The sequence below is a fragment of the Seohaeicola sp. genome (assembly GCF_048006315.1).
Classification (GTDB): domain Bacteria; phylum Pseudomonadota; class Alphaproteobacteria; order Rhodobacterales; family Rhodobacteraceae; genus Seohaeicola.
The window spans coordinates 42,687-57,493 of sequence record NZ_CP180350.1 but is presented as its reverse complement, the minus strand read 5'-3'; the positions used below and the strand labels follow the sequence as shown (position 1 = coordinate 57,493).

General features: G+C 61.2%; 20 protein-coding genes and 1 pseudogene. 4 read left to right on the top strand and 17 right to left on the bottom strand.

The annotated features are described in order from the left end of the window. Positions 1–200: 200 nt before the first annotated feature. Positions 201–356, top strand: a pseudogene (locus ACMUJL_RS00400) (IS1380 family transposase); the annotation flags it as partial. Positions 357–459: 103 nt separating this feature from the next. Then, positions 460–1,293, top strand: a complete 834-nt coding sequence (locus tag ACMUJL_RS00395; protein ID WP_375571276.1) for a trypsin-like serine peptidase — start codon at positions 460–462, stop codon at positions 1,291–1,293. A gap of 59 nt (positions 1,294–1,352) precedes the next feature. Here the strand turns inward: ACMUJL_RS00395 and ACMUJL_RS00390 are convergent, their stop codons facing one another. From ACMUJL_RS00390 to ACMUJL_RS00310, 17 genes are all read right to left on the bottom strand, one after another. Continuing rightward, on the bottom strand, positions 1,353–1,640 hold the full coding sequence (locus ACMUJL_RS00390; protein WP_375571278.1) for an integration host factor subunit beta: 288 nt from the start codon (positions 1,638–1,640) through the stop codon (positions 1,353–1,355). 91 nt (positions 1,641–1,731) lie between these two features. Then, the gene (locus tag ACMUJL_RS00385) at positions 1,732–2,112 is read right to left on the bottom strand and encodes a DUF6362 family protein (RefSeq protein ID WP_375571280.1); all 381 of its coding nucleotides are present in this window, start codon (positions 2,110–2,112) and stop codon (positions 1,732–1,734) included. Further along, the gene (locus ACMUJL_RS00380; RefSeq protein WP_375571282.1) at positions 2,105–2,305 is read right to left on the bottom strand and encodes a hypothetical protein; all 201 of its coding nucleotides are present in this window, start codon (positions 2,303–2,305) and stop codon (positions 2,105–2,107) included. Before ACMUJL_RS00380 ends, ACMUJL_RS00385 begins: the two co-directional genes overlap by 8 nt. After that, a complete protein-coding gene (locus ACMUJL_RS00375) occupies positions 2,302–2,790 on the bottom strand; it encodes a crossover junction endodeoxyribonuclease RuvC (RefSeq protein ID WP_375571284.1) in 489 nt (162 codons plus the stop codon). The genes ACMUJL_RS00380 and ACMUJL_RS00375 overlap by 4 nt, the downstream gene beginning before the upstream one ends. Positions 2,791–3,182: 392 nt before the next feature. After that, positions 3,183–5,453: a PriCT-2 domain-containing protein gene (locus ACMUJL_RS00370; RefSeq protein ID WP_416914060.1), complete on the bottom strand. Its 2,271-nt coding sequence runs from the start codon at positions 5,451–5,453 to the stop codon at positions 3,183–3,185. Continuing rightward, complete coding sequence (locus ACMUJL_RS00365) at positions 5,453–5,677, bottom strand: DUF6511 domain-containing protein (protein WP_375571288.1); 225 nt, start codon at positions 5,675–5,677, stop codon at positions 5,453–5,455. Before ACMUJL_RS00365 ends, ACMUJL_RS00370 begins: the two co-directional genes overlap by 1 nt. Further along, positions 5,674–7,410: a DEAD/DEAH box helicase gene (locus tag ACMUJL_RS00360; RefSeq protein ID WP_375571290.1), complete on the bottom strand. Its 1,737-nt coding sequence runs from the start codon at positions 7,408–7,410 to the stop codon at positions 5,674–5,676. The genes ACMUJL_RS00365 and ACMUJL_RS00360 overlap by 4 nt, the downstream gene beginning before the upstream one ends. Next, positions 7,404–8,348 (bottom strand): hypothetical protein, encoded by a 945-nt coding sequence (locus ACMUJL_RS00355; RefSeq protein ID WP_375571292.1) that lies wholly within the window; start codon positions 8,346–8,348, stop codon positions 7,404–7,406. Before ACMUJL_RS00355 ends, ACMUJL_RS00360 begins: the two co-directional genes overlap by 7 nt. Next, the gene (locus tag ACMUJL_RS00350; RefSeq protein WP_375571294.1) at positions 8,348–8,710 is read right to left on the bottom strand and encodes a hypothetical protein; all 363 of its coding nucleotides are present in this window, start codon (positions 8,708–8,710) and stop codon (positions 8,348–8,350) included. Before ACMUJL_RS00350 ends, ACMUJL_RS00355 begins: the two co-directional genes overlap by 1 nt. 65 nt (positions 8,711–8,775) lie before the next feature. Then, positions 8,776–9,273, bottom strand: a complete 498-nt coding sequence (locus ACMUJL_RS00345) for a DUF669 domain-containing protein (RefSeq protein ID WP_375571296.1) — start codon at positions 9,271–9,273, stop codon at positions 8,776–8,778. 21 nt (positions 9,274–9,294) lie between these two features. After that, positions 9,295–10,041, bottom strand: a complete 747-nt coding sequence (locus tag ACMUJL_RS00340) for an ATP-binding protein (RefSeq protein ID WP_375571298.1) — start codon at positions 10,039–10,041, stop codon at positions 9,295–9,297. Next, positions 10,041–10,538: a hypothetical protein gene (locus tag ACMUJL_RS00335; RefSeq protein ID WP_416914065.1), complete on the bottom strand. Its 498-nt coding sequence runs from the start codon at positions 10,536–10,538 to the stop codon at positions 10,041–10,043. The genes ACMUJL_RS00340 and ACMUJL_RS00335 overlap by 1 nt, the downstream gene beginning before the upstream one ends. Continuing rightward, entirely contained in the window at positions 10,531–11,307 is a 777-nt protein-coding gene (locus ACMUJL_RS00330; RefSeq protein WP_375571302.1) for a hypothetical protein, read from the bottom strand. The genes ACMUJL_RS00335 and ACMUJL_RS00330 overlap by 8 nt, the downstream gene beginning before the upstream one ends. Beyond that, on the bottom strand, positions 11,304–11,792 hold the full coding sequence (locus ACMUJL_RS00325; RefSeq protein ID WP_375571304.1) for a hypothetical protein: 489 nt from the start codon (positions 11,790–11,792) through the stop codon (positions 11,304–11,306). The genes ACMUJL_RS00330 and ACMUJL_RS00325 overlap by 4 nt, the downstream gene beginning before the upstream one ends. A gap of 22 nt (positions 11,793–11,814) precedes the next feature. Further along, entirely contained in the window at positions 11,815–12,120 is a 306-nt protein-coding gene (locus tag ACMUJL_RS00320) for a hypothetical protein (protein ID WP_375571306.1), read from the bottom strand. Next, a complete protein-coding gene (locus ACMUJL_RS00315) occupies positions 12,120–12,329 on the bottom strand; it encodes a helix-turn-helix transcriptional regulator (RefSeq protein ID WP_375571308.1) in 210 nt (69 codons plus the stop codon). Before ACMUJL_RS00315 ends, ACMUJL_RS00320 begins: the two co-directional genes overlap by 1 nt. A 198-nt stretch (positions 12,330–12,527) precedes the next feature. Continuing rightward, positions 12,528–13,211: a hypothetical protein gene (locus ACMUJL_RS00310; protein WP_375571310.1), complete on the bottom strand. Its 684-nt coding sequence runs from the start codon at positions 13,209–13,211 to the stop codon at positions 12,528–12,530. A 108-nt stretch (positions 13,212–13,319) separates the two neighbouring features. Here ACMUJL_RS00310 and ACMUJL_RS00305 point away from each other — a divergent pair, with 108 nt between their 5' ends. Beyond that, positions 13,320–13,997: an XRE family transcriptional regulator gene (locus ACMUJL_RS00305; RefSeq protein ID WP_375571312.1), complete on the top strand. Its 678-nt coding sequence runs from the start codon at positions 13,320–13,322 to the stop codon at positions 13,995–13,997. After that, positions 13,948–14,730 carry a hypothetical protein gene (locus ACMUJL_RS00300; protein ID WP_416914058.1) on the top strand — a complete coding sequence of 261 codons (783 nt, stop codon included), beginning with the start codon at positions 13,948–13,950 and terminating at the stop codon, positions 14,728–14,730. The genes ACMUJL_RS00305 and ACMUJL_RS00300 overlap by 50 nt, the downstream gene beginning before the upstream one ends. The last annotated feature ends 77 nt before the right edge of the window (positions 14,731–14,807 follow it).

The window sequence follows — 14,807 nt, the reverse complement described above, 5'->3', positions numbered from 1 at the left end:
ACCAAAACGGGGAGACCCGTCTCTGAGACGCACTCTCCCCATTATATGCTTTGTCTAGCATGATCTTGTTGCAGCTGTCGAAAACAAAAGTGTTGCAACACTTCATCCCGTATCCCGCAAGTAAATCCTTAATTTTGCTGTCGGTAACGAAATATTTTCAATATAAATCAGAGCGGTGACGGCGGTGACGGACGCTTTTGATGGATCCCCAAAAGAATGTGAGTTCGAAGCGGTGTGACGGGGTCGATTTTGACCGACGCATGCGAGTTGAGTTCAGGGGTGCGCAGATCAAATTGGACGGCGGCCTTCTGGTGATGCGCGAACTTGATGACGCGCTCGCACAGTCCTATCTGTCATTCAGGAAGTTCTGTGACAACGAGGTGTAGTTGCAATTTCAGGCGACTTTTGCGACAGCAGTATCACCATCAGGAAAATGTCAGTCACCAATTCCGAGGGACCATGATGAATCGCAGGTTTTTTCGGGCTTTGGGCCTGATATGCGCGGGCATTTTTCTAACATCCGGCGTGGTTTCTGCGAAAGACGAGCGCCTGACTCGGCTGGACACGGGTGATCAGACCCGAGGATGGGAAGCCGTCGGACGTCTGGATATCGACGGTCGAGGTTTCTGCACCGGTGCCTTGATCGCGCCCAATCTAGTTCTGACTGCCGCGCATTGCCTGTTTGACCGAACGACAGGCCAGCGGATCGACCACAGCAAGATCGAGTTCCGGGCAGGATGGCGCAACGGCCGTGCCGAAGCTTACCGCTGGGTAAGACGGGCGGTGATCGATCCTGACTATACCTATGATGAAACAGTTGTCTCAACGCGCGTGCGCAACGATGTGGCCCTTCTGGAATTGCAGCAACCGATCCGCACAACCTCGGTCGTGCCCTTCGAAACGGACGCGCGCCCGCGCACTGGCGACAGGGTCGGCGTCGTGTCCTATGCCTATGACCGCTCCGATGCCCCATCCTTGCAAGAAATGTGCGGTGTCATGGGGCAGCAGGAAGGCATATTGATCATGTCGTGTTCGGTGGATTTCGGTTCTTCCGGCGCACCAATCTTTTCCTTCGGATCTGAAGGAGTGCGCATCGTTTCAGTTGTCTCTGCCAAGGCTGAAGTGCGGGGAAGCAAGGTTGCCCTTGGAACTCAGTTACAGGAACCCCTGAAACGGTTAAAGGCGCAGCTTGCGACTAGCGACGGGTTTTTTATGCACGCCTTACCCGACATCAACCGCGTGACGCCCGGCGGCGTTCAGCGCGATACCGGGGCCAAGTTCGTCCGGCCTTGATCAGGCCTGGCCGGTCTTGTACCCCTCCCAACCGCTTCCTACGTTCGAGTATCGGGATTTTATGCAACCGAGGCATTCACCCTGTCGCGCAGTTCCTTGCCCGCCTTGAAGAAGGGCACCGACTTTGCTTCGACCTCAACAGCCTCACCTGTCCGAGGGTCGCGTCCTTGCCGCGGCTCTCGCCTGCGAGCAGTAAACGACCCAAAGCCGCGCAACTCGACGCGACCACCCTCGGCAAGTGTTCCGGTTATGCTGTCAAAAATCGTACGCACGATTTTCTCCGCATCGTGCTGAGTGAGCTTTGGGTTTTCGGCAGCAATCTTGGCCACCAATTCGCTTCTGAGCATAAATGATCCCCTTTAAGCGGCGCAGTGATCAGTGTTTGTCGTTGTTTGATGCGCTTGGGCAGGTCAGGTAAATCTGCCCAAGCAATTTGTGTCAACACGCATTGAGCCGTGTCGCGATCTTGGTCAAAGCGAGCTTGTGCTTCCGCCATGCTGTGCTTCGATCGACGCCCAGTTGGTAGGTGATCTCCTTCCAGGGACGCCGGGCCGCCCGCCACCAGATCAAGCGACGTTCGTCCTCGCCGATCCACAGCACCCAGTCGAAGGTCTGCTCGAGCCGGGTAATCGCTGCCGTCGACGGCCATACCCGCATCGGCTGCAGCTCCATCGCGAGGATTTCTTTCTCCGACCGCACGATCTGCGGCCATGCGTTGAAGTATCCCTGCACCCTAACCGGCGGCAGCTTGCGCAGGGTGCGGAAAGCCTCCTCGAAATGATCGGCGACGTCGTCGGCGGTCCAGGTGCGATCAGCCATGGTGCACCTCCCTCACAGCGGGCAGCGGCCCGTAGAGCTTGTCCCCCAGTTGGCGGACGAGTTCACGCTCGGGCCAGGTCAGTCGCGGGTCATCAAGGGACACGGCGAGCATGCGCTGCTCATGCCAGCCCTCACGCTTGACCTGTTCCGGATCCCGGCGCTGGCCGCCGTAGCCTTTTGGGTAAAGCCTCATGCCACACCGCCTTGGGTCTCGAGAGCCCAGTGCAGGATGGCGATGGCGTCGGCTTCGTTGTCGTCCGCCGGGCTGTAACCGCGCGCACGGGCGGCCGCGATCATGGCCTGCTTGGGTGCGTTTCCGTGGCCCGTGGCATGGCGTTTGATCGTGCCCACCGGCGTTCCAGCATAGGGAATTCCCCGCAACTCAGCCCATGCCGTCAGTGAGGCCATAAGGCCCCCATAAACGTGGGCTGCGTCCGTCCCTGCGTGACGCCTGACTTCTTCATACCAGATCACGGCAATGGGCCCGGAAAGCCGGTCCAGTTCCGTAAGCCAATTTGTGAAGCGCAGATAGCGCATACCGCCTCCATCGTAGCGGCCAGGCTTGAAGCTGGCCGTGCCGGTGGTGATCAGACCGTCGTAGCCGCGCAGGGCCCAGCCGGTCGTGGTGCCGAGATCGAGCGCCAGAATGCAGCGCGGATTTTCGTTGGGTTGGGTCATCAAAACCTCCTCTTCGCTTTGGCGAGCGTGGCGAGAGGGCTGGCCGGTGAAGGCTGCGGTCTCGCCAGGCCCCGAAGGGTGGTCTGATCATGTCAGGTGCGGGGCGAGCGGGCCGCCCAGGACTTCTTTCAATTCCTTCAACGGGGCATCTTGAAAGAAGTTAGCCCCTAAGGTGTTGATCCCTATATATAATATAACTTCTTTCAATATTTCAATTATTTCATGAGGTACCTCATCCTTATTTACACCGCGCGCGCGAGGATACACATATACAGGGATCCTCTTGAAAGATTGAAAGAAGTGAAGGAAGTCAAAATACCCATTTCTTACAGGCACTTGGACCCAAACTTCTTTCAATTGAAGAAACCGCCGGTTTGAAGGAAGTCCCCGGATCACGCCAGAAGCCGGTAAACCATGGCCCGCCGCCCGCCGGTATCCCGCATGCCAGTGGTGATGTCCCCGCTCTCGATCAGGGTGAGCAGGATCTCATCGCGGTCACGGGATTTCAGCCACTGCGAGGCCCGAGTGATCTCGGACTTGGTGATGCCCTTGGCACCCGAGCCTCGGATGATTTCCTTCAACCGCTTCAGGTGTGCCTCGGTCTCGGTGTCCGCGACATGCCGCTCCACCGCCTCCATCGTGCGCTGCGCGTAGTGCCGTACGAAGGTTATGGCCCATTCCGCAGCAGTGATCTCGATTTCAGGCTGAGCAGGATCACGCCCCACCGCCACGATGAGGGCAAGCTTCAGGGCGTTTTCCCCGATACGGGCGAGGATGGCTGTGAACGCCGTGCCAGCGGCAGCGCGCAATTCCTCCGTCAGATCGATGCTGAGCTGGCGGAACCGGGCGCGCGCCTCCTCGGTCATGTGCACGATCATCGGGTTCACGGCGGTGTTTTGATCGGCGGTCTTGCCCGCGAGATTGCCCTTTTGTGTGCCCCCACCCGATGCAATGAGCTGAAGCCCGTTGATCAGCGCGGGCGGGGCCTGCCGGATGCCCACGGCGATGTTTTCATCGGGGTAGTCCTCATCGCTCGGCAGGATCAGGAAACGGGCCAGTGATCCATCGACCACGTTCGCCCCTTGCAGCGCCCCCCAAAAGTGCAAGGGCGTCGTCGTACCATAGACGCAGAGGCAGGGCTGATTGATATCGCGCCGTTCGTTGGTTCCATCCCGGTTAGCGTATTCCGCCCCGAGGAAAATCCCGCCCGCCGAGGTATAGAGCTCGGTCATGTTGTCGAGGATCTCGGTGATGTGGCGCGGGCTGCGCTTGCGGTCCGCCGCCGCCGACAGAAACATGCCGAACTCGTCGATCTGGAACAGGATCGCGGGCTGGCGGTGCAGCGCGGTCAAAAGCCCCGCGCCGGAGGCAATCTTGTTGCCGCCGAGGTGATGCGCGAGCCCGGCTTCGAAGAAGGTTTCGTTGATGATTTCTCGGGCGTGGTTCTTGCCTGATCCACTATCCGCGATGCCAACGACATAAAGGTTCGAGCGCAGGTTGCTCTCGGTGCGGTAGTTCCGACCCATCAGCGCGCCAATGGCGCAGAGGCTGGCCCCGAGCGAAAGAAGCGGCTGCGGCCGCCGGGCGGTGGTCAGCATGTAGTCGGTCAGATCGCCCACCAGCCCGTCAGGGATGGCCAGAGCATACGCAGGTGCTGGCGCGGACACTGCTGGGGCAACCGTCGCGACATCAAGCCTCGCTAGTAAACCGGCCGCCGGATGGTCTCCACCATCGGGCAGGCTGCCGTCCAGGCGAAGGTCAGGCTCAGGCTGCCAGCCGCGCTCCATGGCGAGATGGTAGATCGTGCCAGCCCCGATCCGGTCGGGCTTGAAGCTGGCCCAGGCCTTCATCGTGGTCGCGGGCACATCCTTGGCCGCCTGCGCTGACCAGTCAGCAAAGAGATCAGCACCGGCCTCGCCGAGCGCGCCTTTGAGGGCCATGCCGACGCGCATCCAGCTGTCATAGTCGAGTTCGGCATTTGGCAGCCAGGCGAGCGCCGCCTCGATTGCTGGCAACGTACCGATTTGACTGTGGCTGCGCGCGATGTCACCGGCTGGTGCACTGGACGCCAGCCCCCGCTGACGCAGCGTTTCCGGCAGCAGCGCATAGGCCTCGTCAAGAAACGCCACCGCGGCCTCGGTCGTGATTTCCGGCAGATCGGTGATGTCGATGTCCGCCAGCCCGTCCTCAGGCCAGGCATAGGGTGCACCGGTGTCCGGATGATTGGCGTAAGCCACGAACTGTTGCCCGAGGCAGAGCACTTCCAGCGGATGGCGCTTGATGCCCCGGAATGGCTCTGCCGTGCGATAGACCAGCATCCGTTTCGGGGCCCGGCCGATGCGCAGGGCGGGCGTATCGCCAAGGCGGGCGCGCGCCAGCTGCTCGATCTGCAGTGCAAGATCAGCATCGTCTTTGATGTCGATATCGACCGCTGCGACAGCACCGCCCACGATCCCGACGCCGCAATCCGGCCAAGATGACCATGTGGCCACCTCGACCTCGGTCGTGCCGCGCTCGGCATGACGGTTCCATTCCGGATAATCCGCCCATGCCCCACGCTGGAAGCGGCCGGGCTTTTTCGTGCCCGGGCCGATGGGCAGGATGGCGTAGCCATTTGTGACGAGCCGTGCGCCGAAGCGCGCCATGAAGGATGTGTCAGCCATCAGAAGGGTACCTCGGGGGTCATGGCGTCGAGGCGTTTGCGGTCCTGGCCCGCCAGCTCGCGCAAGTGGTCGCAATATCCGGTGACGACCGCATCGATGAAACGGTCCCACTCGGTCTCGGTGAGGGTGGCGAGATCGGATTTCCCGATGCTTTCGAGATACTCGCCGCCTTGTTGGCCGCCGACGGTCATGGCCTCAGCCTCGTTCGGGGTTGGATCGATCATGCCCTTCCTCCCATGGCAGATGTCCTGGCAGGTCTGGCTGCAGAGGTGCTTGCGGCTGGTGTCGCGCCGCGGGTCGGTGAGCCGATAGTGGGGGTTGAACCAGCCAAACCCACGAGGTTGCCGGTGGCAGACGGCGCAGAGGCCGGTGTGGAGTGCGCGCATTGGTCAAACCTGTGGCCGGAAATTTCGACATAGCGGCCCGAGGGACGGATCGAGATTGCGCTGGGGCGAGCAAGACGCACGGCTTCCGCGATGGCCTGATCGACAGTGAGCGGCACCGGGCAGCCCGGGGCGCGCTTGCGCCACCACTCAGCCGCCTTCTGACGCGCATAGCCCTGGTGCTCGATACAGACCCATTCGCTGTAGGACTTCAGCCCGCAGCTGTAGGTGACCTTCATCGAGGGTAGCCCGCCAAGCTTGTCGTGGCGGCTGTAGGAGACGCCGTGCACGGGCAGCCATTGGATCTTCGGCGACAGGACTGGCAGCGTGGCCGCCGTCGGAGCGATCTTCACCTCGCGAGCCGGAAAGACGTAGCCGCAATCGGGGCATTCAGTTGCCGAGAGCGCGATGATGCTGTCGCATTCGGGGCAGAGCTTGGTCGGAGCCTCGCCACCACCGCCTTCACCCGGACGTTTCGGGCGCACCAGATCGATCGGCCCGTGGCGCCGGACATTGCCTGCAAAGTCGAGGACCAAACAGTTCTCCTTGCCCGGAGCGAGACGCGTACCGCGACCGACCATCTGCACATAGAGGCCTGCGGATTTGGTGGGGCGCAGGAGCGCGATCAGATCGACGGCGGGCGCGTTGAACCCGGTGGTCAGCACGCCCATCGAGGCCAGTGCGCGGATTTCGCCGCGCTTGAAGGCGGCAATGATCGCGTCCCGCTCCTCCTTCGGCGTATCCCCGAAGATTGTGCAGCAGGTGATCCCCTGGCGGCCGAACTCCTCGGCCACATGTCGCGCGTGCTCAACACCCGAACAGAAAGCCAGCCAGGATTTCCGGTCACGGCCGTGCGCGATGATCTCGCTGACCGCTGCCCGGGTGATGGCCTCCTTGTCGACCGCCGCTGCCAGATCGCGCTGGATGTAATCACCGGCGCGGGTGCCGACCTTCGAGACATCGAGCCGCGTGACGGGCTGTTTCGACACGAGCGGGCTGAGATAGCCAGTGTCGATCAGATCGCGCACCGGGGCCTCATAGGCGATATCGGTGAAGAGCGCGTTCTTACCTTCGTGCAACATGCCGCTGTCGACCCGGAATGGCGTGGCGGTCAGCCCGATGACCTTGAGTGCCGGATTGATGCGGGTCAGGCCGTCGAGGAAGCGCCGATACATGGTGCTGGAATTGCCGGGGATGAGGTGCGCCTCGTCGATCAGCACGAGATCCGTGTGCCCGATCTCAGCCGCGCGGCGGTGGATCGACTGGATGCCCGCGAAGAGGATGCGGGCCTGTGCCTCGCGCTTGCCCAAGCCCGCCGAATAGATGCCGGCCGGGGCCTCGGGCCAGAGGCCGATCATCTCAGCATGGTTCTGGGCGATCAACTCGCGGACATGGGTCACGATCAGGATGCGCTGGTCAGGCCAAGCTCTCAGCACGCCTTCGATGAAGGCGGCCATGACCAGGCTCTTGCCCCCGGCGGTCGGGATCACCACCAGCGGATTGCCTTTGTGGGATTGGAAATAGCTGTAGATCGCGGTGATCGCGGCCTGTTGATAGGGGCGCAGGGTCAGCATGGCGCGGCCTCCGTTGAGCGGGCGTCGTTTGCCCAGGTCGAGCCATCGGCCATGCGGTAGGTGACGACATCGTCGCCCGCATCGATGACCTCGCCTGGAACGAGATCGGGGATGAAAAGATGGCGGTTGCAGGCCGCACGCTGCTCGGCCGGCACCAGAATCCGGTCGTGACGGGCGCAGTGCCAGCCGCCGTCAACGGGCGTTGCATGCAAACATGACCGGCAGGTCACGGCCGCCCCACCACCCTCGTGGCAGGCGGTATGGTGATCGCAGAACCGGCATTCGAACCAGGCCGGGTCCTGGCTGATCCGCGCGGGCGGATGCTGGGCGAAGATGATGCGCCCGGCCTTTTCCAGAAGACGCTCGGCCATGGCGCGGTCCGCCTCGATGCGCTCGACATGCAGCGCGTCGGTGTCCTTGCAGACCGCGACGTAGAGGGCGCGCGTGATGCCCGTCAGGTGCATGTAGATCTGCATCTGCGCGGCATGCTGGGGCTTGGCCTGCACCACGCCTTTGGCGGTCAGCTCAGTGAAGCTCTTGACCCCATGGGTCTTGAACTCGAGCACATGCCAGGTCTTCGGGGCCTCGAGGATGCCGATGGCAACGCCGTCCAGCGAGCCGCCGAAATGGCCGCCATGGGCTTCGACGCGGAACTGGCGGCCCGTCTCCGGGTCGACCTCGAGCACCGTCGCGCCGGTGGCGCGCAGATTGCGCACGAGGCGGTCCTCTTCCAATTGACCAGTCTCGAAGAGGCGCAGCAGGCGGCCGGAATGGCGCGCGGGCGTGACCCAGCGGAAATCATACCAGAGCGCGCGGGCGCAGGATTTGCCGATGATCGAGGCGCCGAGGTGGTCGCGGAAACCGTCGCCCTGGCGGGCCTCATAATCGGCATAGATCGCCGTCAGCGTCGGCGTGGGGGCTTCGGGAAGCTCGGCCATCACAGACCCTCCCGTTCACTGCGTGCCTGAGCCTCGGCCAGAATGCCGCTCCAGGTCTCGGGGTCGTGGCGCTCACGCAGAACACCGATCAGCGCGTCCTTCAGCTTTTCGCGGCGGCGGCGACCGGTGCTTTTGGCCAGCAGTTCTGCCCGTTCGCGGCTCAGGTGTCTGAGCGCCGTGCGGGCCCGATGGAACCAGTCCGGGTCGATGGGCTTATGGCCGCGCTGCCGGCCCAGATCAGCCGTCGCGATTTGGGTGCGGATCTTGGCAATGGCGTCGTCGAGTTCGATCAACCGGCGCTGATCATCAGGCAAGCCGGGGCTGATCACGGCCACAGGGGCCGCGTTGTTCATGTCACTCATGGGAATGTCCTCAGATGGGGTTGGGCACCGCCCCGGCCGTCAACAGGTCAAGGCGGCGCAGCGCATCAGCCCTTCTTGTTCCAGGGAGCAGATGTCATCTTGGCCGGAGCCGCAGGTGTCGCGGACGCGGCGGGCGTCGGTTTGGCAGCACGGGCCGCTGCGCCATGTTCGGGCGGCAGATAGGCGATGGCATTGCTCTCGCCATAGCCATTCTTCGGCGGCTTGATCTTCACCTGGATCATCATCGGGATCAGGTGCAGTTCCTCGCTGTCGCTGACATGCATCCGGCCCGTCGCGTGACAGATCGCCGAGAGCGTGCGCTGCGCGATTTCCACGGTGGTCGGGTTCGGGTTCACCAGGTTCAGCTGGTCGAAGATCTTCCGCCCCTTGTGCTCGCCATCAAGGATATCGAGCATCAGCCAGAGGAACTGGCCCATGCCGTTGCGGGTGACGCGCATCTCGCTTTCGACGATCTGGGCGCGATATTTGCCGGCGGGCAGCAGTTCGTAGGCGGTGGTGGGCTCAACGCTGGTCGCGTCAAAGGACGTATCGAAACGTGCCATGGTCTTATCCTTTCAAGGCAATCATTCAGGTTGGGGCATGGCTGCGAGGAACTCTGACCACTCAAGTGGCAGGGTGTCCGGCAGGCCGTAGCGGTTCTTGGCGAGGAAGGCGGGGCGCTCTTCGGTGTGCATGACGCGCGCACCAGACCCGAGCGCCCGAGTCACCTTCTTGTTGAAGCCGACATCGGATTTCGCGACCGAGATCTGATAGTTGGCGAAGAGCACCACATCGGAATGCTCTTGCAGCAGCGCCGAGGCGCGGGTCTGCAGCTTGATCACGTAGCGGTCGTAGGGCTCGTGCTCGGGGCTATCAAAACGCTTGATGTCGGTATGGGCGATCTGGATGACCACCATGCCCTTCTGGTCACGAAGCGCATTGAGCTTGTCGAGATATTCGCGCCAAACATTCAGCGCCTCGGCATAGCCCTTGCCAAACCCCGGCGCCTCGATGGACGCCCATTTATTGCGCTGGCAGGCCTCCGCCCAGATCAGCGGCTCCAGCCAATCGACGCTGTCGATCACCACAGTGCCAAAATCATGGTCCTCGGTCAGGAGCGCATCAAGCGCTTCAGCAACTTCGGCATAGCTTGTCGCCAGCGGAAAATGTGGGACCTGCAGTTTGCCGAGCCCGTCCTCGGTCATGATGAACACAGGCCTATCCGCAGCGGCCGCGAAGGTGGATTTGCCAACCCCCGCCACACCATGGATCAAGATGCGCGGTGGCGTCAGCGCAGAGGTCGTGCGCAGGGAAGCGAGTGAAATCGCCATTAGAACTCTCCTATGTCAGGGTTGGGTTTGGAAATCGTCGCCAGGACGGGCGCGACTTCGCCGGTGACAGCCGCGTAGAGCGCATCAAGCCGGTCGGCTTCCGCAAGGCATTCAAGCCCCTTGCGCCGCATGAAGCGTCGCGCATCGTCGAGGAGATCGGGTTCAGCGATCAGGTCCGGGACCACGACGTATTCCTGAGCGCTTTCGACGAAGTAGGACTTCGATCGCAGGTCGCTGACGAGGGGCGCAAACGCATCGCAGCGGTTGGCGAAATCCGTCTGGCTCAGCCCGTCGTGGCGGTTGCGCAGGATCCGCTTCACCTCGGAAATGATCCCGATGCGCAGCATACGCATCGCGCCTTCCGCCCTTGCCTGCGAACAGGTCAACGGAAAGGCTTCGCCCATGATGTCGTCGGCTATTTTCGGGGCATTGTTGCCGAGCTGAGAGGCCACCTCCCAGACGCGTTCGGCAAAGGCTGCTGACTGGCTGTCAAGCATCGAACCACTCCTTGATGTTGGTGAAAGCTTTCGACCCGGCCGCGATGGCGGCGACGTCGAGATGGTGAAACTGGCTGTCGCGGGCCTCGCGCATCCCCGCTCGGGCAAGGGCCAAGTTCTCGTCCGTCGCCCATTCAGCGAAGGCACGGAACGTACCGGTGACATGCTGCCAGGCGGCCTGTTGGGGTGTCGGCGGGACATAAAGCGGGTTCCGGCGACTTGGTTTGCGCTCAGGGCGCATGCCGCGCATGGCGGCATCGACCACCATCTTGCGCAACACCGCCCGGTTTGGCTCCTCACCACGCTCGAGTTTCTCGTCGAGGGTTCGGCGTACGATGCCCGGGTCAGCCTCTTCCGCGTCGCGGATCAGTCGCGCATCGTGAATGGCTTTGCGTGAAAGGCCGATGTCTGCGGCGGAAGGAACGACCTCGTTCCCCTGCGAAACGAGGTCCGTTCGTACCCCGCTCTTGCCGACCTCACCTTGAGCCTGTGCCATGTCATATTCATCGGCGAGGCGGCGTTTGGCGGCGGCTTCGATTTCCAACGCATCAGCCTGGGCGCGATGGGCCGCCGCAATCAGATCATCATGCGCGGACTTGGCCCGACTGAGGCGCGCGGCACGCTTTGCGACATCGTAGGCAAGCCCTGCGGCCTCACGGGCTTCGAGGACTTCCGCCGAGGTCTTCGCATTCGAAAGCATGGTCGCGGCACGATCAATCAAACCGGGAAGGCTCGGGTCGCCCTGGGGGATGGGAAGAAGTGCCGTCACAACGCACCTCCGTTCAAAAGGAAACGGAACTTCGGCTTGCCGGTGCGGACCGTGCGCGCGGGCTCAAACCCCTTGCGCCAACTTTCGGGCAAAGCGCCGAATTTGCGCTCGGACACCGACAGCTTGGTATCGATGAACTCGGCCGGGTCTTCGCCAGCGGATGCGATATTTGCAGCGATCTGGGCGAGCTTGGCCTGATCCCAGACGATGCGCTTAGGGAGTTCGGCGATCACGGTGACGCCGTCATCCTCGAACCGGATGGTGCCCGTGTCCTTGCCTTCGTGACCGCGACACTCAGAGGCTCGGGCCGCATAGCGGACCTCAAGGGCCAGAGCGAACCGCTCGATTACCGCCTTCATGTGGTCGGTGGCGACATCGATTTCCGCTTGGACAGCTGCAAGGAGGTTTGGTGGCATGAGAGCCAGTTCTGTGACCGGCAAATTGAGCATGTCATCCACGCTCGGGGTGTTTTCGGGGAAAGCCATAGGGGCTCCTTTCAAAACGAAATCAGTGGGCTGCGATCAGCCGTTCAGGGATGGACGGTGTGGGAGGTTTCGGCCGGGCGATGGCGCGGTATTCAAAGAGATCCGGGCCAAGGCGTTCCTGGACGAGATGCACCAGCTGTTGCTCGGAGGCGCGCCAGGCGGCATCCGCGATGCCGCGCAACGTGGCCTGCTGAGAGGGTGTCAGGCGCGACATGAGCGAGCCGGTATCAACGGCCAAAAACCCACGGTGGTAGCTGACACTTGCACCTGCGTCTGCGAGCGAGACCCAAGCGTAAAAGCCAATATCATCGCGGATCTGCAACGCCATCACGACACCTTTGCGCTTTGGGAGGCATTGCCTCGGCGCAATGCCGCAGCCTCAAAGGTCATGATGTCCTCGAGCCGGTAGATGACCCGCCCGCCGAGTTTGAGATAATCGGGGCCTTCGCCGGTCCAGCGCCACCTCTCAAGTGTGCGGTGAGAGATCGCCCAGCGTCGGGCCAACTCCTTTTGGGTGAGGCAGAGTTTTGACTGCATCCTTGTCTCCTGTCTTGGTTACCAGGAGACAATGCAAAACGCCGGCGTGGGATGTCGTCGGGATCGGAGTGGGATACAGTGCCGGATGAAATTTTTGAAGAATATCAGCACACTGAAACGCTCTGGGGGATGGGCATCCGGCACCCATCCCCCAGCAGATCCCACACCCATCCCACGGCAGGCACGGTTGCGCGGTCTTTAATCGAAGCGCAAACGGTAGTTCCCGCGCCCATCGGACTGAATCAATTCGCGCCACTCGGGCTTTGACTTGAAGACATCGACCATTTTCAGGCTGCGCGATCCTGCAGCCGTCAGAAGGGTTTTTCCGTTCTGCCAAGGCTGACCCGCTTCGGCTGCGGCATGAAGCACCCGCACGACGTCGGCCTGGATGGCACCCAGTTGAAAGCAAAAGCCGCGGCTGCGCACTTCGCGGTAGCCGACGGTGTAGATGAACCCTTGCTCTGGAGTTTGTCCGTCGCCCATGTGAAATCCTGATTTGATTTCATAGCGATCGCGCTCATGGCGTCGCATCAAAAGATCACCAATAACAACATATTGCGGCGCATGTACCTCCGGAAACGCCGCGTAACCGCAGCGATCATGGCGAAACTCATTCAGATGAGCCTCCCCACAGCGGAAGAGATGGAACACATCGCAGGCATGTAGATCGAGAAGGCCGCTGAACACCCGTTCTTCATAGGGCACCCGGAACCGCACCCCATCGATGTCAGCATCATAGTCGCCAAACTCTAGGAGTTGATTGAAGACCCGAATGGACAGGCGGACGTGGTTGTTTTCTGCGAGGTAGATCAGGTCGTCTTCCTCAATAGACCAGCGCCGAAGGATCTCTGACAGCGAATAATACTCCTTCTCAATCCGCATGACTGCCTCCGACTCTCACCCCGCATGTTCCATTATTGTTCTATCGTCTTGACGATCCCATAGCAATCATGTCTTATCCTATTATATCCACAACCGGATGGGGATAAGATGACCTCGCATCATAGTTTGGCCGACCGACTGCAGGCGCGTGCGGACCAGCTTGGGCTCAGCCCCGCGCATGTTGCGGAGATGGCCAGGGTCAATCGGTCTTTCGTGTACGACATCCTGCGAGGCCGCTCATCTCGGCCGGGCCTAGATCGATTGATGGAGGTCGCGCGCGTCCTCAAGGTCGAAGTAGATTGGCTGATCCACGGCATTGGTGATATCGAGGGGCCATCCCCTTTCTTGGAAAACCCCGACGAAAGCTTCGTGCCGATCGCGCAAGCCCCCGTGCGGCCCTCAATGGGCGGCGGGTCCGTGGCACTTGAGATCTATGACGAACCAGGTCGTGCTTACCACTTCCGGAAGTCTTGGATCAAACAAGGTCTAAAGGCATCGCCCTCCCAACTCCGGATCATGAAGGTCGAGGGCGACAGCATGGAACCCACGCTCTTTGATGGTGACACCGTGCTCGTTGACATGGACCGTAAGGCCCCGAACCCACCTGGGATCTTTGTTCTGGATGATGGCATGGGCTTGGTAGCGAAGCGCCTGCAACATGTCCCGAACAGCGATCCGCCTGCCGTCCGCGTGATCTCGGACAACAAGCACTATCCGGAGTACGAGCGCACGGCAGATGAAATCGTCATCATTGGCCGCATTCGTTGGTTTGCGCGGGAGATTTGAGGTGATTGAATTCTGTTCCCTTGCTGATGACGAGCCAACCCTCAGCTATTCGCCATTGCTCAGAGGCTTTCTAAAAACCTTCGCCTATGTTGCTGAACACGGCGGCATCGGCCTCACGGCCTCCAAAGGCTTCAAGCGCAACTTCGTGCATTGGGCGGCGCGGGAGTTCAACTGGCACGGCCATACCGAGGCGGACCTCTTTGCCGTGAACAAAGTCCTGAACGAGCAGGATTTCATGCCGCTCAGCGATATCCACTTCTTGCTGACGACCCTCAAGATGGGGCGGCACTACAAGGGGCAGTTCAAACTAACCAAGGCAGGCACGGAAGTCAGCCGGCATCCTGGGCAACTCTTCGGGATCATTACACCATTTTATCTCTTTGAGGTGAACCACACCGGATACACGCGTTTCAGCGATGGACCTCTTCTTGGCAACTGGGACATGTTTTTGAACATTCTGAATGTCGAGGCCGAGGACGGCATTACAGGTGCGGATCTGCGCCATACCCTTTACGGCCCACCCGACCACAGCCCGTTACCCCGCTACGATGACGTGCTTGGCAGCTTGTACCTCAACATACTTCGGCCGCTTTGTTGGGTTGGCTTGCTTCACATGAACCGCGTCAAAGGGTTTCAAAGCACCGAGCGCAGCGTTTTCACCAAAACTCCGCTTTGGAAAGCCGCACTCAAACTCGAGACTGATCCACTGGTGAAACCTGCCACACGTCATTGATTGCGCCAAGCCGCAAACCCTAACACGTACTCTCGAGCCCGCAGGCCTTCACCAACCGATTGTTTCGGCTTGATTAT